This is a genomic window from Cupriavidus sp. 8B (assembly GCF_054589115.1).
Genome location: NZ_BAAILO010000679.1, coordinates 1 through 17540 on the forward strand (window position 1 = coordinate 1; position 17540 = coordinate 17540).

The following is a 17540-nucleotide window of genomic DNA, read 5'->3' on the forward strand; positions in this document are numbered from 1 at the left end:
CAGGACGCAGTCCGCTGTCCGCCGATCCACTATGCGGATAGCGAACGGCATCACGCGGTGCACACGTGCGCGGCCGCGCGCCAGCAACAGCCGCGCTCGCTTCTCACTGCAGGGCATGAGCGGATTGCCGCTCCTGTCTAACACAAAGACTGCCAAGGCAATCTCTCCTAAAAGTTGCCCTTACGGGCCTGGTGACGCCTCCCGTTGGGAGGTCTCCCCTCGGCAATGTTGCGAACCGGCGATCTGCCCCGATCCGTTTCGTGCTTACCCTGTCGCTTGTCTGCAACCGGAGCTTCAAGAGGTTGGGACTGAGGAAGCATCCCAACGTTGGCCTTGCACCTATTCGCAACGTAGCGGGTTGGTTACCGCTTTGCCTGGTCAACCCGAGCTTGTTCAGTTGCCTTTGCAAGCTCCGGCCTTTAGGCCGGGGTAGTTGACCATTGCTCCTCCTTCCATCGTAGTGTCCTGCCAGCTGAACGCCCGCCGACGAATCTGGATATTTTAGTGGCTTCGTGGACGTGCTGTTGTCATGTTTTCGTTAACTCTTTCCAGTGCCGTACGAGCGGAATCTTTAATGCACGCTGTGCTGCAGTAGGGCGCAGCAGTCGTTGCGGACAACGCCATACTTGGCACGTCGTTGCAACAACATGCGATCGGAATTTGGGTCTCGAGAACGTAGGAAGGCTGCGGGGCTTGTGAACGAGACGCTGGTTTTGAGCGAGCTCGCCGCACGGCAAGACCCGGAGGAGATGCTTGACGGATGATGATGTGGCGGTCTCTTGCCAGTGCGCTGAGTGAGCCGGCTACTGAAACAAAAATCCCCACGGGCCCTTGGCCTTGTGGGGCTTCTGTTTGCGCTTCGCGGCGTGCGGATTTCTGCGCAGACGCTGAGTCGCAACGCCTAACCGCCGTGCCTCGCCCAGAAAGTGGCGGGCGTAACGATCGCGTAGCGTTGTGCCAGCACCAGCAAATCTTTATCGTCCGTGATCAAGTATTGCGCCTAGGCGACGCGCAAGGTAGCAAGCACCGGCTGATCCGCAGCACGTTGGTATCGAGTGCCACGCGTAACCCTGGCATTAGCGATTCCGTTCAGCGGCCACTGCAGATTCGGTTTCAGCCATTCCCTGCTCGGCCGGGACATCGCCGTAGACATGCGCAATACGGTCGCTCAGCGCCTCGAAACGTTCCCGCATCCTGCGAATACGCGCGAATAGTTCGGCATCGACCAGCGCGGCGACCAGCTTACCGTCCTTCTTGATGACGATGCTGTCGTGGCGGTACTACACTTACTACACTTGATTGAGCATATCGCCCAAGTTCTGCCGGAAATTGACTGCGGTGACTTCGGTAATCATGGTTATCTCCAGCCATATTGATCACTATGGTCGGTATGATCGATTCTCGCCGTGTCTTCATGGAGTCTGCAGCCGATGCCTCAGGAAAGCGCAAGATCATCGCTGCCAGCGCTATACTAGATGAGTCGCTGCAACCACAGCGACCGGGATTGGCGTCTCGACTACGTAGGAAAGACAGCCGCCGCAAGGCGGTCCCTTTCAATTGGTCAAGAGGAGGCGCACATGCCCCAGTCCATGCTCGTCCGAATTGCCCGCACCGGGCATTCAGCTTATCCCAAAGTCCCCGTGATTCCAAAGCGCATGCGCTCCCAAATCGGGAGGGCATCCAATGTGCAAGCACCCGCACTACAACATCAGCGCCGAACAGACAGGCCGCGATATCTTCGTGACCGCGCACGCTGCATCCGAAAGCCCGCTTAGCCTCGCCGCTGAAAAGGCTGCCCAACTCAACGCGCTGCTGTCGGTCGCCATCGAGAACGCTGCCGGCGGCACATTGGCCAATCTGACTGAAGAGACTCAGGGCCATCTGCTCTCGCTGGCGGCCGTGCTTGCGAACGAGACGCTGGTGTTGAGCGAACTCGCGGTCCTGCGGGACCTTGAGGGGACGCGTAATGGGTGATCCGATGGCGGGCTTCCACGAGCGGGCTGCGTCAGCAGTCTCGTGAAATAAGGAGCCCCGCAGGCGTTTGGTCGCCCCGGGGCTTCCGTTTGTGTTCGTGCGCATGGATTCTCACCCTGCCGGCGAGCCATCCCGCCTATTTGGCCAATTCGCGCGGAAGCGGCGGTCCCATATCGCTACACTGGGCGAAGCCAAGCCTTGATCGAGCCGATCAGCCCGGCAATCTGCAAGTTCTCCGTCTCGGCTTGTTCTCAAAGGGTGCTCATGTCGGGCACAACCCCGCATCGCGCAAGCGGCGCAACAGGGCGCCGCGCTTGGCGTGGGAAGCCAGGAGTTGCCGCAGCGCGAGCTCGAATGCTTCAGTGCTTGACGTGAGCGCATAGCCGTCCGCCAGCTCTGCCAGCGCCTTCGTTGCCTCGTCATAGGCCGACGCCGTGCCCCTCTGCACCTGCGCATGAATGGCTACCCAGCGCTTGTCCACATCGTTCATCACCAGCCTCAGTTGCATTTCGCGCTTTCGGCGGCGTGCGGCCTCCTGCTTGGCCTGCGCCTTCGCTTCGCGTTTCAGGCGCGCAATGCTGGCCGCTTCGGCAAGTTCCCGCAGATGGCCAAGGGTGCGCTGCGCCGAGGAAGACGGTGAAACGCGCTGTGCTTTCAGCCAGGCCGCATGACGTAGCCGCACCTGGCGTTCGGCCTGGTGTACCAGCCCTTGGGCGAGCAACTTCATCACGGCAGTCATTTCCTCTCGCTGCCATTCGTCTAGCCACGCGTCGATGCGATCATCCTGCTCGGCGTCGCCCGGCGAAACGTCAGCACTCGCTGCCGCGGCGGCGGCCAGCAGGTCGGGGTCGATCTCCAGGAATTCGACGAGCGCCTCCTGCGGCGGCGACAGTGTCGCCAGGCCGGGTGGCACCTCCGGCTCCAGCGCGTCGTCCTCAAGGTCAGGGGATCCGGCCAGCCAGCCCAGGTAAAGCGGGCGCAGGTCGCCGCGCATCAGCTCGGCGCGCAGGGGGGCCAGGCGTTGCATCCAGCCGCTACCGCCTTCCATGTCGAAACGGTCATACTCTTCGCTGTCGTTGTGCGACCAGCCAAAGATCCAGTGCTCTGCGTTTGCCTCAACGGTCGAGGCATGCCGGATAGTGAAAGGCTTCAGTTCCGCCTTGCCAAACGTGGAGAGCGGTACGCGCAGCGCCAGCCGGCAGCTGCGCCAGTTGGCCGTGTAGACGAAGACGTCGAAATACTGCCGCATCCAGTCAGCCGGATCGGCCTTCAGGTCGCCCCACTCATAGTGATTGACGAACCCCGTGGGGCTGATCTGGGCACGCGTGGAGACGGCGCGCAACTGCGCCATCTCGGCGCGAGTCAGCGGCCGGTCGATGGCCGCGAATTCGTAGTATTGGTATTCGCTCATGCTGATTGGATCAAATAGGGATCAGTCTACTTTGCGCTTGCGCGCAGGATTCCCTCCTGAGACGCACTGGGGCTGAATAACTCCTGATCGATGAAGCGGCCGTGGCTGCGCATCACCGGCGCGCAGCACGGCTGCGCACAGTTCCCGGTTATCGTGGGTCAGTGGGCGGAAGAAGTGTTCGCGAGGCGGGGGTGAAGAACAGCATGAGCAGATCGCGTCCTATAGCCAGTTTTTAATGTTGCTGTGCTCGGGTTCATGATCAGGGCGGGCCCGGGTCCCCAAGGTGCGGGACGGAATCAGCCCTCCGCGAGCGGCGGTTGCACAAGGGAGTCATGCGCGGCCGGAAACAAAAGCTCCCGCGGGCGTCCGGTCGTGCGAGGGCACATTCTTAATAATGGTAACGGCAAGCGACGATGTTGATCCGGTCCTCGATCACGTCATAGACGAGGCGATTGGTGTCATCGATGCGCCGTGACCAGAAACCTGTCAAATTGCCCACCAGCGGCTCGGGCTTCCCGATTCCCTCGAACGGCGTGCGTTGCGCATCTTTGATCAGCTGGTTGATGCGTTTGAGGGTCTTACGATCCTGGCCTTGCCAGTAGAGGTAATCTTCCCAGGCATCGGGCGTGAAGAGCACGGGCCGGCTCACTCATCTTCCTCAGGCCGGGGACGCTCAATGGCCTGCCCGCGCTGGAGTTGCCCGATGGAGCGGGCCAGCCGTGCTGCGTTGGCAGGCGAACGCAGCAGGTGCAGCGTTTCTATCAGGCTGTCATAGTGCTCCTGCGACATGATGACGGCGTTGGGTGCGTCGCGGCGGGTGATCAGGATCGCGTCCGCGTCGTCGATGGTTTGGTCGATCACAGCTTTGAGATTGTTGCGTGCATCGGAGAAATGTACAGTGCGCATGGTCACTCCAACTTGTACAATTACACGTACAAGTATAGCTTGCGTTAATGACTAAAACCAGCGCCCGTAAGTCAACCAGCTTCCAAGAAACCCCGCCGCATTCACGTCTTGCGGGCCCTTCGTCGCCTGCCGGACCCAGCCAGCGGCGCTCGCCGCGAAAGGCACGAACAGACTGGTCGTCGTCATTGGCGAGATGGGCCCGGCGGCCTTGCCGTGCCGGAAATTGCCCAATGGAATCGGCGCTCATTATTGGAGTATTCGAAAACACATCGATCCTTGCGTTGTTCCCAATCTCCTCTTGTCCTTGACATTCGTATCCAATTGGATACGATTAGAGGCCATGACCACGCTCAACCGCACAGCTGAATTCAGCGCTTGGCTCCTGGCTCTTCAGGATCTGAAGGCCAGGGCCAAGATCCTGACGCGTCTCAAGCGGGCCGAACAAGGCAACTTTGGCGATTCGGAGCCGATCGGCGAGGGCCTGTCGGAGATGCGGATCGATTTTGGCCCTGGCTATCGCATCTATTACGGCCGTGAAGGCGCTGTGGCCTACCTGCTCATTTCGGGTGGCGATAAGTCGACTCAGAAAGCCGACGTCAGGCGAGCTAAGGAAATGTGGAAAACGATCAAGAAGGAGTCATCATGAATAAGGTCGAAGTCGCACGCTTCGATGCCTCGGACTATCTCGACAGCGAGGAAATGATCTCCGAGTACCTGAATGCAGCCCTGGAGGAGGGTGACACTGCAGTGCTTATCTCCGCTATTGCGGACATCGCCAAGGCGCGTGGCATGACCAGAGTGGCGGCCGACTCCGGCCTTGGCCGCGAGAGTCTTTACAAAGCACTCGCTCCGGGTGCCAAGCCGCGTTTCGACACCATCATGAAGCTCCTGCACGCTCTCGGCGTGAAGCTTACGACTTTGCCGGACGCCGGGACTCACGCATAGCAGACCGACGCCTCAAAAACAAAAAGCCCCGCAGGCACGCATGCCTTGCGGGGCCTTTTTGCCATCCGCCGAATCCAACCGGCAGACAGCAGATCAGGATACTTAGACGTTGAACAGGAAGTTCATCACGTCCCCATCCTTCACCACATACTCCTTCCCTTCCGCGCGCATCTTCCCGGCTTCCTTCGCGCCTTGCTCACCCTTGTAGGTAATGAAGTCCTCATAGGCGATGGTCTGGGCGCGGATGAAGCCGCGTTCGAAGTCGGTGTGGATCACGCCGGCCGCTTGCGGGGCGGTGTCGCCCACGTGGATGGTCCAGGCGCGGACTTCCTTCACGCCGGCGGTGAAGTAGGTCTGCAGGCCGAGCAGGGTGAAGCCGGCGCGGATCACGCGGTCCAGGCCGGGTTCTTCCATGCCGAGGTCGGCCAGGAACACGGCCTTGTCTTCGTCGTCGAGGTCGGCGATCTCGGCTTCGATGGCGGCGCAGACGGCCACGACCGGCGACTTGGTCTTGGCGGCGTGGGCGCGCACGGCATCCAGGTGGGGGTTGTTCTCAAAGCCGTCTTCACGCACGTTGGCCACGTACATGGTGGGCTTGGCGGTGATCAGGCACAGCGGCTTGATGGCGGCCCATTCTTCGTCGGACAGGTCGAGCGTGCGCACGGCCTTGGCTTCGTTGAGCACGGCCTGGGCCTTGTCCAGCACGGCCACCAGGCGCAGCGCTTCCTTGTCGCCGGCGCGGGCGGGCTTGATGTAGCGGGCGTGGGCTTTTTCGACGGTGGAGAGGTCGGCCAGCGCCAGTTCGGTGTTGATCACCTCGATGTCGGACAGCGGGTCGACCCGGCCGGAGACGTGGATCACGTTTTCGTCTTCGAAGCAGCGCACCACGTGGGTGATGGCGTCGGTTTCGCGGATGTTGGCCAGGAACTGGTTGCCCAGGCCTTCACCCTTGGACGCGCCCGCCACCAGGCCGGCGATGTCGACGAATTCGACCACGGCCGGCAGGATGCGCTCGGGCTTGACGATCTCGGCCAGCTTGGCGAGCCTCGCATCCGGCACTTCCACCACGCCCACATTGGGCTCGATGGTGCAGAACGGATAGTTCTCGGCGGCGATGCCGGCCTTGGTCAGGGCGTTGAACAGCGTGGACTTGCCGACGTTGGGCAGGCCGACGATGCCGCATTTGAGGCTCATGGTAAACCTTTAAAAATCAATGGGTTGCGGTTCACCCTGGGTGCGTCCGGCGCGCTCTGGCAGCGCAGCGGTGAAGGACGCAGAGGGGGAAAGCTCAGCACGAGACAAGACAGCCAAAGCGGGGCGATGCTCACCGGTTTTGTGCTGGAATTGCCATCGGAAAGATGGCTATTGTAACCGCGCCGGAGGTTGCGCTGAACTGGGCGCGAGGGCGCACCAAAGCCGTCATGCCGGGGTGGCTATAATCCACGCATGACTCGTCCATCTCCCTCCCATTTCCAGGTTGCCGTGGTTGGCGGCGGCATCGTCGGCAAGGCTTGCGCGTTGCTGCTGGCCCAGCAGGGCATGCAGGTGGCGCTGGTTGCGCCGCGCTTGCCTGCATCCGCTGCTACGCCGGATCCTGGCCAGTGGGACAGCCGCATCTACGCCTTCTCGGCGAGCTCGCAAGCCTTGCTGGAGCAGTTGCGCGTATGGGAGGCGCTGGACCCTGCGCGGATGCAGCCGGTGTGCGACATGCGTGTCTTCGGCGATGCAAGCGCCGCACAGGCGGATGCCTCGGCCGCCGGTGATCTCCATTTCTCGGCCTATGCGGCCACCGTTGCGCAACTGGCGTGGATCATCGAGTCCGGCCATGTGGAGCGCGTGCTCGATACCGCGCTGCGCTTCCAGCACCAGGTGCACTGGCATGACGATACGGCCGCCGCGTTCGCGCGCGACCATGATGGCGTGACGCTGAGCCTGGCCGGCGGCGACAAGGTGCGCGCGGCTTGCGTGGTGGGCGCCGATGGCGCGCGCTCGTGGGTGCGCGAGCAATGCCATATTCCTGTCACCAAGCGGCACTATCGCCAGCTTGGCGTGGTGGCCAACTTTGAATGCGAGTTGCCGCACCAGGACACGGCCTGGCAGTGGTTCCTGGGCACGCCGCCCAAGCTGATGGCTGACGAGGAGCCGGCCAACGGCGAGATCCTGGCGTTGCTGCCATTGCCGGGCCGGCGCGTGTCGATGGTGTGGTCGGCCGACGATGCCCACGCGAGCGATCTGCTGGCGCTGTCGCCCGAGGCGCTGGCCGACACCGTGATGCAGGCCGCCAGCGGCGCCGTGGGGCGCCAGTTTGGCGCGCTGCGCTGCGTGACGCCGGCCCGGGGCTTCCCCCTGGTGCTGCAGCGCGCCGATCAGTTTGTGCAGCCGCACGTGGCGCTGGTGGGCGACGCCGCCCATGTGGTGCACCCCTTGGCAGGTCAGGGCATGAACCTCGGTTTGCGCGATGTGGCGGAACTTGGCCGCGTAATGGCCGACAAAGAGTCTTTCCGCGCAGAAGGCGACTTGCGCTTGCTGCGACGCTACGAGCGGGCGCGCGCCACCGATCTGTTGTCGCTGACGGCGGCTACCGATGGCCTGCATCGGCTGTTTTCCTTGCCTGGCGGTGTGGCGCGCACGGTGCGCAATACCGGCATGCGGGTCGTGGGCGGCCAGTCGCTGCTCAAGCGTTTTCTTATCGGCCGCGCGCTAGGCTGAACCCCCGCCCACGCGAACCGAATCACCTGAATTACTGGAGTCATCATGTTGCAATTCCTGCGCCGCCGTCCCGCCCTGTGCGCCACCATCGTCGGCGGCATCGCGGCTGCCGGCTTCGCGCTGCACGCCATGGCGGCGGGCGAGCCCGGCACCGACCGCATCAAGGAATCGATGCAAAAGATGCTGGGCGGGCGCGCTGAAGTGAAGAGCGTGGCCAAGACTCCCGTGCCCGGCCTGTTCGAGGTCAATATCGGCGGGCAGGTGGTCTACACCGATGCTACCGGCCGCTACATCATCAATGGCGAGATGGTGGACTCCAAGACCGGCGCCAACCTGACCGAGGAGCGGCTGGCCGATATCAACCGCATCAAGTGGTCGGACCTGCCGCTGGCACGCGCGATCAAGTGGAGCAAGGGCGATGGCAGCCGCCAGGTGGCGGTGTTCTCCGACCCCAACTGCGGTTACTGCAAGCGCATCGAGCAGACGTTCCAGCAGATGGACAACATTACGGTCTACACCTTCCTGTACCCGGTGCTGTCGCCGGATTCGTCGGTGAAGGCCAAGCAGGTGTGGTGCGCGGCTGACCGCACCAAGGCCTGGCGCGACTGGATGATCAGCCACGTGGCGCTGACCGGCAACGGCAGCTGCAAGACGCCGGTGGAAGACAACCTGGCGCTCGGCCAGAGCCTGAACATCACCGGCACCCCGGCCGTGTTCTTCATGGACGGCACCCGCATTCCCGGCGCTGCCGACGCCGCCACGCTCGAGCGCAAGCTCGCCAGCCTGAAGAAGTAAGCACATCGCGCCGGAGGCCTACCCGGTGCTGCGTGCCGGAGCCGACCGGTCGTCTTTGATCACAGATCCAAAGGAGACTCCATGACGTTCCAGGCATTGCTGCTGACCCAGGCCGACGGCGCCACCCACGCCGCCGTTACCGCGCTCGAAGAATCCAGCCTGCCCGCCGAGGGCGATGTGCTGGTGGCCGTCGACTACTCCACTATCAATTTCAAGGACGGGCTGGCCATTACCGGCCGCTCGCCGGTGGTGCGCAAGTGGCCGATGGTGGCTGGCATCGACGGTGCTGGCACGGTGCTGGAATCCACCCATGCGCGCTGGAAGGCCGGGGACAAGGTCGTGCTCAACGGCTACGGCGTGGGCGAGACGCACTGGGGCTGCCTGGCGCAGCGCGCCCGCCTCAAGGGCGACTGGCTGGTGGCGCTGCCGGACGCGTTCACCACGCAGCAGGCCATGGCCATCGGCACCGCCGGCTATACCGCCATGCTGTCGGTGCTCGCGCTGGAGCGCGCGGGCGTCAAGCCGGCCGATGGCGAGGTGCTGGTGACCGGGGCCTCGGGCGGCGTGGGCTCGGTGGCCATCGCCATCCTGTCAAAGCTGGGCTATCGCGTGGTGGCCTCCACCGGCAAGACGGCCGAGGCGGATTTCCTCAAGGCGCTGGGCGCGGCCGAGGTGATCGACCGCACGGAACTAGGCAAGCCCAACAAACCGATGCAGAAGGAGCGCTGGGCCGCGGTGGTGGATTCGGTGGGCTCGCACACACTGGTCAATGCTTGCGCGCAGGTGCGTTACGGCGGCGCGGTAACGGCGTGCGGGCTGGCGCAAGGGCTGGATTTCCCGGCCTCGGTGGCGCCCTTCATCCTGCGTGGCATTACGCTTTATGGCATCGATAGCGTGATGGCGCCGATGGCCCTGCGCGAGCAGGCTTGGCAGCGGCTGTCGCAGGACCTGGTGCCGGATCGCCTGCGCGCCATCACTCGCGAGATCGGCTTGTCGGAGGCGATCGAGGCCGGGCGCAAGATCGTCGACGGCGGCATGCGCGGCCGCGTGGTGGTGAACGTCAACGCCTGAGCCGGCGCGGGGTCGGGCCCGGGCATGGCGCTACAATCACGCTCATGAAGCCGATCCATTACGCCATTGCCCCGCTTCAACTGGAAGCGCACCTGTTCGCCGTCACCGTCACGGTAGACGCCCCCCATCCCGCCGGCCAGCTGTTCTACCTGCCGGCGTGGATTCCCGGCAGCTACATGATCCGCGACTTCGCACGCAATATCGTGCGCATCCGCGCGGATGCCGGCGGCAAGCCGGTGGCACTGGCCAAGCTTGACAAGCAGAGCTGGCAGGCGGCACCGGTGGACGGGCCGCTTACGCTCAGCTATGAGGTCTACGCCTGGGACCTGTCCGTGCGCGCCGCGCACCTGGACGCCACGCACGGCTTCTTCAACGGCAGCTCGGTCTTCCTCTGCGCCGAAGGGCAGGAAGACCAGCCTTGCACGGTCGACATCCATGCACCCGACGGCGAGGCCTATGCCGGCTGGCGTGTCGCCACGGCCATGCGCGAGGCGCCAGGCCGCGGTGGTGCCAAGCGCTACGGCTTCGGCCGCTACCAGGTGGCAGACTACGACGAGCTGGTCGATCACCCCGTCGAGATGGGCAACTTCACCATGGGCAGCTTCCGCGCCTGTGGCGCCCAGCACGACGTGGTGTTCACGGGCAATGTGCCGCAACTCGATCTGGAGCGCGTGTGCCGCGACCTGAAGCAGATCTGCGAAGCGCAGATCCGCCTGTTCGAACCCAAGACCGAGGCCGCGCCCTTCCTCGACAGCAACCGCCGCTACGTGTTCATGACCATGGTCACGACCGATGGCTACGGCGGCCTGGAGCATCGCGCCAGCACCGCGCTGATGTGCGCGCGCGCCGACCTGCCGGCGCGCGGCAAGGAGGAGGCCACCGAGGGCTATCGCACTTTCCTCGGGCTGTGCAGCCACGAGTATTTCCATACCTGGAACGTCAAGCGCATCAAGCCCGCGGCGTTCGTGCCGTACCGGCTGCGCGAGGAAACCTACACGCCGCTGCTGTGGCTGTTCGAGGGTTTCACCAGCTACTACGATGACCTGATGCTGGTGCGCAGCGGCCGCATCACCGAGAAGCAGTACGTGGAGCTGCTGGCCAAGACCTGGAACGGCGTGCTGCGCGGCAACGGCCGCACCAAGCAGAGCGTGGCCGACAGCTCCTTCGATGCCTGGACCAAGTACTACCGTCAGGACGAGAACGCGCCCAACGCCATCGTCAGCTATTACACCAAGGGCTCGCTGGTGGCGCTGGCGCTGGATCTCACCATCCGCACCAAGACCCGCAACCGCCGCTCGCTCGACGACATCATGCGCGCGCTGTGGCAGCGCTATGGCAGCGGCTTCTACGCGCCGGGCGCGCAGCAGCGTGGCGTGACCGAGGCCGAGGTGCATGCCTTGTTCGACGAGGTCAGCGGCCTGCGCCTGGGCGCGCTGCTGCGCTCGCTCACCGAAGGCACCGGCGAGCTGCAGCTCGCCGCGCTCCTCAAGCCCTTCGGCATCAAGGCGGCGCCGGCCAAGCCGGAGCGCAACGCCGCGCTCGGCATCAAGACCAAGAACGAGGATGGCTGGGTGCGCGTGACCCAGGTGCTCGACGGCGGCGCGGCCCAGGCGGCCGGGATCTCGGCGGGAGACCTGCTGGCCGCTGTGGATGGCCTGCGCGTGGCACCGGGCCAGCTCGATAAATTGCTGGCGCGCTACCGTACCGGCGATAGCGCCGAGTGCCATGTGTTCCGTCGCGATGAACTGCACATGCTGCCGCTGACCTTCGCGCGCGAGCCGGCCGTGCAGTACACCGTGACGACCGAAGGCGGCCGCCAGGCCATGCGCGCGCGCTGGCTGGGCCTGTAGGCCAACAGGCCAGCAGGGAACACAGGACCATACGCAGCCACATGCAATACGCGCACGACGCCCGCACCTTCGTTTATTCGCATTACGTGGCTCGCGGCCTGCGTTCCGCGACCGGGGTGATCGGCGCCACGCTGATCGCCTTGCAGTTCGCGGACCTGCCCACCGCCATGGTGGTCTCGATGGGCGCGCTGTGCACCAGCCTGATGGACCTGCCCAGCCCGTTCAACCACAAGTTCAACGAGATGCTGGCCAGCGTGCTGCTGTGCACGGCGGTGACCTTGCTGGTGGCCATGGCCACACCGTTCCCGCGCGTGATGCCGCTGGTGCTGGTGCTGGTGACCTTCATGGCCGGCATGATGACGGTGTACGGCAACAAGACCTTGCCATTGCAGTTCTCGGCCTTGTTCGTCATGACGCTCACCATCAACGAGGATTTCGTGGTGCGGCGCGCACTCGAGCATTCCTTGCTGTTCGGCATCGGCGCGGTGGCGTACATGGCCTACGCGATGGTGGTGAGCTGGGCCACGCAGCGGCGCACCAAGCAGCAGGTGCTGGCCGAGGCGTTGTATGAGATGGCGGGCTACCTCGAGATCAAGGCGGGCTTCTACGACGCCGGCTACGACTACGAGGCGCAGTTCAACCAACTGGTGCGCCAGCAGATCGTGGTGGCCGAGCGCCAGCAGGCCGCGCGGGACCTGGTGCTGCGCGGCAACCGCACTCCGCACGACGGGCTGCTGGTGCAGGTTCACATGCGCATGCTGGACCTGTACGAGTACATTCTCTCCACCAATACCGATTACCCGCTGCTGCGCCAGACCTTTGCCGGCACGCCGGTGCTGGATCACTTGCGCCGGCTGGTGCAGCTGATGTGCGAGGACGTGGAGGGGATCGCCTACGACATCACGCGCGGCCGGCCCTCCTACGCTTCCGTTGAGTACCGGCAGGAACTGCGCGCGGTCGAGCACGAGATCGCGCAGCTGCGCCATCACCACATCAACGCGGCGGCAATGACGGCGGTGGCAGAGACGCTCGACATGATCAAGGGCGCCATCGTGCTGGTGGAACAGTTGCACGAGGCGTCGCGCACGCCGGTGGAGCCCAGCAAGGTGCTGCCCGGGCCCGACATGACGCCATTCCTGACGCGCCAGCGCTACGAGCTCAAGGTGCTGCGCGACAACCTGAACTGGAAGTCGCCGGCGTTCCGCTATGCGCTGCGCATCACCATGGCGGTGGGGGCGGGCCTGTGGATCGCCGATCATCTGCCTTATGTCTCGCACAGTTACTGGATCCTGCTGACCATCATCGTCATCCTGAAGCCCAACTTCAGCATGACCAAGCAGCGCTACAACGATCGCCTGATCGGCACGCTGATCGGCTGCGTGATCGCGGTAGGCGTGCTCAAGGTCGTGCACCAGCCGCTGATCCTGCTTGGCGTGCTGTTCCTGGCGCTGGTGGCCAGCGCGGCGTTCTCCACCATCAAGTACCGATATACCGCTGTCGCCGCCTGCGTGCAGGTGCTGATCCAGATCAACCTGCTGATGCCGGGTAGCCCCACTGTCGCCGGCGAGCGACTGATCGATACCGTGATCGGCGGGCTGATCGCCTCGGTGTTCAGCTTCGTGCTGCCCAGCTGGGAATACCGCGCGCTGCCCGCGCTGGTGGAGAACGTGCTGCAGGCCAACCGCCGCTACATCGCTGCCACGCGCGACCTGCTGCTACGCGTGGCCAAGGACGATTTCGCCTACCGGGTGCAGCGCAAGCAGTTCATGGACAGCCTGTCGGCGCTGATCGGGGCGTTCCAGCGCATGCTCGACGAGCCCAAGAGCCGGCATCGTGCGGTGGACAACCTGAACCGCTTTATCGTGCAGAACTACCTGGTGGCCGCGCACGTGGCCGCGGCGCGCATCCAGGTGCGCGAGCACTATGGCGAGCTGGACCTGCCGGCCGCCGAAGCCGCCATTCGCCAGGCCACCGATGCCGCGGCCAACAGCTTGCAGCTGGCGAGCGAACGGCTAGCCGAGGACGATCGTGCCGGTGGACGGGGGGCGGGTTTCATTCGCGCGGTGAAGGATCCGGCGAAGGGGAAGGCGCAGGCGAAAGCGCCGGTGAAAGCCACGGAGACAGCGGACCTGGCGAGCGATAGCGTGGATGCCAAGGGGGCGGCCGCCGCTGGTGTTGCCGAGCTGGCCGATGTTGCCGTTGCGTCCACGGCGTCCACGGCGTCCACGGCGTCCACGGCGTCCGTGGTGTCTGCTGCGTCCGCTGCGTCCAATGCGCAGGCCGTGCGCGCCGCCGATGCCGCGATCGCCACGGAAGCGCTCATCGCGCCGCCCGCGGCCGAAGACGCCAGCGAGCGTCGCGCTCGCCTGGCCGATTCGGCCGACCGCCGCCGCGCCGACGTGCTGGTGCAGGCCGCGGCCTCGGGCGAGCTGACCCGGGCTGCCAGCGAAGCCGGCGGCACCGCCAGCACGGCGAGCTCCACCGGGCGCACCGCCAATGCCATCCTGGAGCGCCGCCTGCGCGCGCTGCGCGAGGACACCGCCAAGATCGCCCTGCGTACCGGCGCGATCGGCCGGGCCATGCGCGAGCGCTAGGAACCTAGGAAACCAGAACGCCGGGCCGCGCCAATCAGGACTGCGTGCCAGCGCCTGGCGCCGGCTGCTCCTCGCGGGGCAGCGTCAGCATGCCGCTGTTGTAGCTGTATTCGTACACCTCGCCATAGCGGCCCCATTCGATCGCAAGGGTCAGCACGCGCTCGGCTTCGTCCGGCTTGAGGAAGGCTTCGAGCTCGCGCAGCACATGTTCCTCGCGGATCTCTCCGTCCTCCGACTGCTCAAGCTCGCGGCGGATATGCGCGGCCAATGCCACGTGCTGCAGCAACTGCTTGCCGAACAGCACCTTGCGCTCGGGCGGTTCCGTCTCGTAGTACGCGCGGCCCAGGCCGGTGGCGCTGATGTCGCCGCGCTCGATGGTGGCCAGCTGCAGCAGGTGCAGCGCTTCGCAGGCCGGGAGCAGGTCATCGTCGGTGAGTCCGGCCTCCTCGGCCAGGTGCGGCAGGTCGGCCCGGCCGAAAAAGGGCGCTTCGCACAGCAGGTCGAGAATGGCTTCCATCTGGCTGATGTCGGCATCCGGCAGGCGGTAGCCGATATCGCTCGCGGCCGCCAGCGCGGTGACGCGCGGGCCCATCGCGGCGGGCGACGTCATCAGCGTGTAGACCTCGTCGATCAGCCCGCGCACCTGGGAAGAGTCGCGGTTGCGCGGGCGCGGGAACGGGATCTTCACCTCGGCGCGGATGCGGCCGGGATCGCTTGACAGGATCACGATGCGGTCGGCCATCATCACCGCCTCCTCGATATTGTGCGAGACGATCAGGATGCACTTGATATTGGTGCGGCCGTCTTCCCACAGGTCGAGCATTTCGTCGCGCAGGGTCTCGCCGGTCAGCACGTCGAGCGCGGAGAAGGCCTCGTCCATCAGCAGCAGGTCGGGCTCGGTGACCAGCGCGCGGGCAATGCCCACGCGCTGGCGCATGCCGCCGGAGAGCTCGCGCGGCAGCGCGCTGTTGAAGCCCGACAGCCCGATCATGTCGATCGCCGCCTCGGCCCGGCGCGAGCGTTCTTCCTTGTGCACGCCCTGGGCTTCCAGCCCGAGCTCCACGTTTTGCTGCACGGTGAGCCAGGGAAACAGCGCGAACGACTGGAACACCATGGCGATGCCTTCGGCGGTGCCGTGCAGCGCCTGCCCGCGAAAACGCACCTCGCCGCGATCGGCGCCGACCAGCCCGGCCATGATACGCAGCAGGGTGGACTTGCCCGAGCCGGACTTGCCCAGCATGGCGACGATCTCGCCGCGCTTGAGGGTCAGGTCCACGCCCTCGAGCACGGCGCGGTCGGAGCGGTCCGCGGTGCGGAAGATTTTCGAGACGCCGCGTAGTTCGACTACGGATTCGGCTGCGTCTGCGGTGGGGCTTGCCATGATGGAATTCCGTTCAGATTCAGGGCTTCAAATGGGCGGCTTCTTGGCGGCGTATGGGCGGCTCAAAGACGCGTGCGTTCTTGCGCAAGCAGGTAGAGGCGGTTCCACAGCAGGCGGTTGAAGCCCACCACGAACACCGCCATCACGCCGATGCCCAGCGCGATGCGGGGGAAGTCGCCCTTCGAGGTCATCTCCGCGATATAGCTGCCAAGGCCGGTGGCAACCAGCGTGCGGTCGCCCCAGGTGACATATTCGGACACGATACTCGCATTCCACGAGCCGCCGGCCGCGGTCACCAGGCCGGTCAGCAGGCTGGGAAACACCGCAGGGACCAGGAAGCGTTTCCACAGCAGCCAGCCGCGCAGGCCAAAATTGCGCGCGGCCAGCTTGAGTTCGGTGGGGATGCCGGAAGCGCCGGCAATCACATTGAACAGGATGTACCACTGCGTGCCAAAAATCATCAGCGGGCTGAGCCAGATCTCCGGGTTCAGCCCGAAGCGCACGATCAGCATCACCACCAGCGGGAACATCAGGTTGGCCGGGAAGGCGGCCAGGAACTGCGCCACCGGCTGGGCGATGCGCGCCACCTTGGGGTTCAGGCCGATGCGGATGCCGATGGGTACCCAGATCACCGCGGCCAGCGCGATCAGCACGATCACCCGCACCATGGTCAGCGTGCCCAGCCACAGCACATGGCCCACCTCCGCCCAGCCCACCTCGGTGCGCACGAAGTGCATCACGCGATACAGGGCCAGCATGGCAATCACGATGATGATGACGTTGCCGGCGCGTTCGATCCACATTGCGCGCCGGCCATCGTTGGCCTTCGGCGCTACCGCCTTGCTCCCGGATCCCCAGGCCAGCGTGCGCTCGGCCAGCGCTGCCGTGCGGCCCAGCAGCACGCGTACCCATTCCGAGCGGCGCAGCAGGTTGAGCAGCCACGATTGCGGCTCGGTTTCCTGCGCCATGATCTCGAAACGGAAGCGGTCGGCCCAGGCAATCAGCGGCCGGAACAGCAGCTGGTCGTAAAGCACGATGCCGATCAGCATGGCCAGGATGGCCCAGCCGATCGCCGCCAGGTTCTGCTGCTGGATCGCCAGCGAGATATAGGAGCCGATGCCCGGCAGCCGGATGTCGTTGCCAGACACCGCGATGGCCTCGGACGCGACCACGAAAAACCAGCCGCCGGACATCGACATCATCATGTTCCACAGCAGGCCCGGCATGGCGAAAGGCACTTCGAGGCGCCAGAACTTCTGCCACGGCGAGAGCCGGAACATGGCTGCCGCTTCCACTAGGTCGGTCGGGATGGTGCGGATCGACTGGTACAGGCTGAAGGCCATGTTCCAGGCCTGCGAGGTGAAGATGGCGAAGATGGCGGCGCATTCCACCCCGACCAGGCTGCCGGGGAACAGGGCGATGAAGCCTGTCACCGTAATCGACAGGAAGCCCAGCACCGGGATCGACTGCAGGATATCAAGCGCCGGCACCATCACTTTTTCGGCAGTGCGGTTCTTGGAGGCGAGCGCCGCGAAGGCGAAGGAGAACAGCAGCGAGGCGCCCAGCGCAATCATCATGCGGATGCTGGTGCGCATGAGATAGTAGGGCAGGTAGGCGATGTCCAAGTGCACGTCCAGCGGCTCGCCGGGCTGGTAGGGCACGTTCATCTGGCGGGCGGCAAAGGCCACCAGCACGATCACCGCCAGGATGATGGGCAGCAGCGCCAGGTCGAAGCGGTTCGGCGGCGCGGTCAGCAGCTGGCTGGCGTAGCCACGGGAAGTGACCGAGCTGGCCTGGTCGTGTTCGGCTTGCTGCATTATCTTGGCAGTGGAAACGTTGGCCGCGGTTGCCGGACGGGGCCGGGCGGTCCGGGGGCCTGGATGAATCGGATCGGCGGTGGCCGG

15 protein-coding genes are annotated in these 17540 nt (G+C 64.9%); 8 read left to right on the top strand and 7 right to left on the bottom strand.

Going from position 1 to position 17540, the window contains the following annotated elements; all coding sequences use genetic code 11:
* Positions 1-156, bottom strand: a 156-nt coding sequence (locus ACYP5B_RS54070; protein ID WP_459575764.1) for an RRXRR domain-containing protein, incomplete at its 3' end; no start/stop codon positions are given.
* A 1527-nt stretch (positions 157-1683) separates the two neighbouring features.
* Between ACYP5B_RS54070 and ACYP5B_RS54075 the strand changes: the two genes are divergently transcribed.
* Positions 1684-1974, top strand: a complete 291-nt coding sequence (locus ACYP5B_RS54075) for a hypothetical protein (protein WP_459575755.1) — start codon at positions 1684-1686, stop codon at positions 1972-1974.
* A 262-nt stretch (positions 1975-2236) separates the two neighbouring features.
* Here ACYP5B_RS54075 and ACYP5B_RS54080 read toward each other — a convergent pair whose 3' ends face one another.
* From ACYP5B_RS54080 to ACYP5B_RS54090, 3 genes are all read right to left on the bottom strand, one after another.
* The gene (locus ACYP5B_RS54080; protein WP_459575757.1) at positions 2237-3385 is read right to left on the bottom strand and encodes a hypothetical protein; all 1149 of its coding nucleotides are present in this window, start codon (positions 3383-3385) and stop codon (positions 2237-2239) included.
* A 388-nt stretch (positions 3386-3773) separates the two neighbouring features.
* Positions 3774-4034, bottom strand: coding sequence for a Txe/YoeB family addiction module toxin (locus ACYP5B_RS54085; RefSeq protein WP_400098547.1), 261 nt, complete (start codon positions 4032-4034; stop codon positions 3774-3776).
* A complete protein-coding gene (locus tag ACYP5B_RS54090) occupies positions 4031-4291 on the bottom strand; it encodes a type II toxin-antitoxin system Phd/YefM family antitoxin (RefSeq protein ID WP_267606562.1) in 261 nt (86 codons plus the stop codon). The genes ACYP5B_RS54085 and ACYP5B_RS54090 overlap by 4 nt, the downstream gene beginning before the upstream one ends.
* Positions 4292-4631: 340 nt before the next feature.
* Between ACYP5B_RS54090 and ACYP5B_RS54095 the strand changes: the two genes are divergently transcribed.
* On the top strand, positions 4632-4937 hold the full coding sequence (locus tag ACYP5B_RS54095) for a type II toxin-antitoxin system RelE/ParE family toxin (protein WP_459575758.1): 306 nt from the start codon (positions 4632-4634) through the stop codon (positions 4935-4937).
* A complete protein-coding gene (locus ACYP5B_RS54100; protein ID WP_267605142.1) occupies positions 4934-5236 on the top strand; it encodes an addiction module antidote protein in 303 nt (100 codons plus the stop codon). The genes ACYP5B_RS54095 and ACYP5B_RS54100 overlap by 4 nt, the downstream gene beginning before the upstream one ends.
* Before the next feature lie 102 nt (positions 5237-5338).
* Here the strand turns inward: ACYP5B_RS54100 and ychF are convergent, their stop codons facing one another.
* Entirely contained in the window at positions 5339-6430 is a 1092-nt protein-coding gene (gene ychF, locus ACYP5B_RS54105; RefSeq protein WP_318235837.1) for a redox-regulated ATPase YchF, read from the bottom strand.
* Between the two features lie 252 nt (positions 6431-6682).
* Between ychF and ACYP5B_RS54110 the strand changes: the two genes are divergently transcribed.
* The 5 genes from ACYP5B_RS54110 to ACYP5B_RS54130 all read left to right on the top strand — a co-directional run bounded on the left by ACYP5B_RS54110 (position 6683) and on the right by ACYP5B_RS54130 (position 14255).
* Positions 6683-7945, top strand: a complete 1263-nt coding sequence (locus tag ACYP5B_RS54110) for a UbiH/UbiF family hydroxylase (RefSeq protein ID WP_400098531.1) — start codon at positions 6683-6685, stop codon at positions 7943-7945.
* Positions 7946-7990: 45 nt separating this feature from the next.
* Entirely contained in the window at positions 7991-8740 is a 750-nt protein-coding gene (locus tag ACYP5B_RS54115) for a DsbC family protein (RefSeq protein ID WP_400098529.1), read from the top strand.
* Between the two features lie 81 nt (positions 8741-8821).
* Complete coding sequence (gene acuI, locus ACYP5B_RS54120) at positions 8822-9811, top strand: acrylyl-CoA reductase (NADPH) (RefSeq protein ID WP_267605145.1); 990 nt, start codon at positions 8822-8824, stop codon at positions 9809-9811.
* A gap of 44 nt (positions 9812-9855) precedes the next feature.
* Positions 9856-11661, top strand: coding sequence for a M61 family metallopeptidase (locus ACYP5B_RS54125; protein ID WP_459575759.1), 1806 nt, complete (start codon positions 9856-9858; stop codon positions 11659-11661).
* A gap of 41 nt (positions 11662-11702) precedes the next feature.
* Positions 11703-14255: an FUSC family protein gene (locus ACYP5B_RS54130; protein WP_459575760.1), complete on the top strand. Its 2553-nt coding sequence runs from the start codon at positions 11703-11705 to the stop codon at positions 14253-14255.
* A gap of 34 nt (positions 14256-14289) precedes the next feature.
* Here the strand turns inward: ACYP5B_RS54130 and ACYP5B_RS54135 are convergent, their stop codons facing one another.
* On the bottom strand, positions 14290-15636 hold the full coding sequence (locus tag ACYP5B_RS54135; protein ID WP_400098522.1) for an ABC transporter ATP-binding protein: 1347 nt from the start codon (positions 15634-15636) through the stop codon (positions 14290-14292).
* Positions 15637-15698: 62 nt separating this feature from the next.
* On the bottom strand, positions 15699-17453 hold the full coding sequence (locus ACYP5B_RS54140) for an ABC transporter permease (RefSeq protein WP_400098520.1): 1755 nt from the start codon (positions 17451-17453) through the stop codon (positions 15699-15701).
* Positions 17454-17540: the final 87 nt, after the last annotated feature.

Bases quoted from the DNA above. Each gene is read 5' to 3' on its own strand.
- ACYP5B_RS54075 (WP_459575755.1), top strand. From the start codon at position 1,684: ATGTGCAAGCACCCGCACTACAACATCAGCGCCGAACAGACAGGCCGC.
- ACYP5B_RS54080 (WP_459575757.1), bottom strand. From the start codon at position 3,385: ATGAGCGAATACCAATACTACGAATTCGCGGCCATCGACCGGCCGCTG.
- ACYP5B_RS54090 (WP_267606562.1), bottom strand. From the start codon at position 4,291: ATGCGCACTGTACATTTCTCCGATGCACGCAACAATCTCAAAGCTGTG.
- ACYP5B_RS54095 (WP_459575758.1), top strand. From the start codon at position 4,632: ATGACCACGCTCAACCGCACAGCTGAATTCAGCGCTTGGCTCCTGGCT.
- ACYP5B_RS54100 (WP_267605142.1), top strand. From the start codon at position 4,934: ATGAATAAGGTCGAAGTCGCACGCTTCGATGCCTCGGACTATCTCGAC.
- ychF (WP_318235837.1), bottom strand. From the start codon at position 6,430: ATGAGCCTCAAATGCGGCATCGTCGGCCTGCCCAACGTCGGCAAGTCC.
- ACYP5B_RS54110 (WP_400098531.1), top strand. From the start codon at position 6,683: ATGACTCGTCCATCTCCCTCCCATTTCCAGGTTGCCGTGGTTGGCGGC.
- ACYP5B_RS54115 (WP_400098529.1), top strand. From the start codon at position 7,991: ATGTTGCAATTCCTGCGCCGCCGTCCCGCCCTGTGCGCCACCATCGTC.
- acuI (WP_267605145.1), top strand. From the start codon at position 8,822: ATGACGTTCCAGGCATTGCTGCTGACCCAGGCCGACGGCGCCACCCAC.
- ACYP5B_RS54125 (WP_459575759.1), top strand. From the start codon at position 9,856: ATGAAGCCGATCCATTACGCCATTGCCCCGCTTCAACTGGAAGCGCAC.
- ACYP5B_RS54130 (WP_459575760.1), top strand. From the start codon at position 11,703: ATGCAATACGCGCACGACGCCCGCACCTTCGTTTATTCGCATTACGTG.
- ACYP5B_RS54135 (WP_400098522.1), bottom strand. From the start codon at position 15,636: ATGGCAAGCCCCACCGCAGACGCAGCCGAATCCGTAGTCGAACTACGC.
- ACYP5B_RS54140 (WP_400098520.1), bottom strand. From the start codon at position 17,453: ATGCAGCAAGCCGAACACGACCAGGCCAGCTCGGTCACTTCCCGTGGC.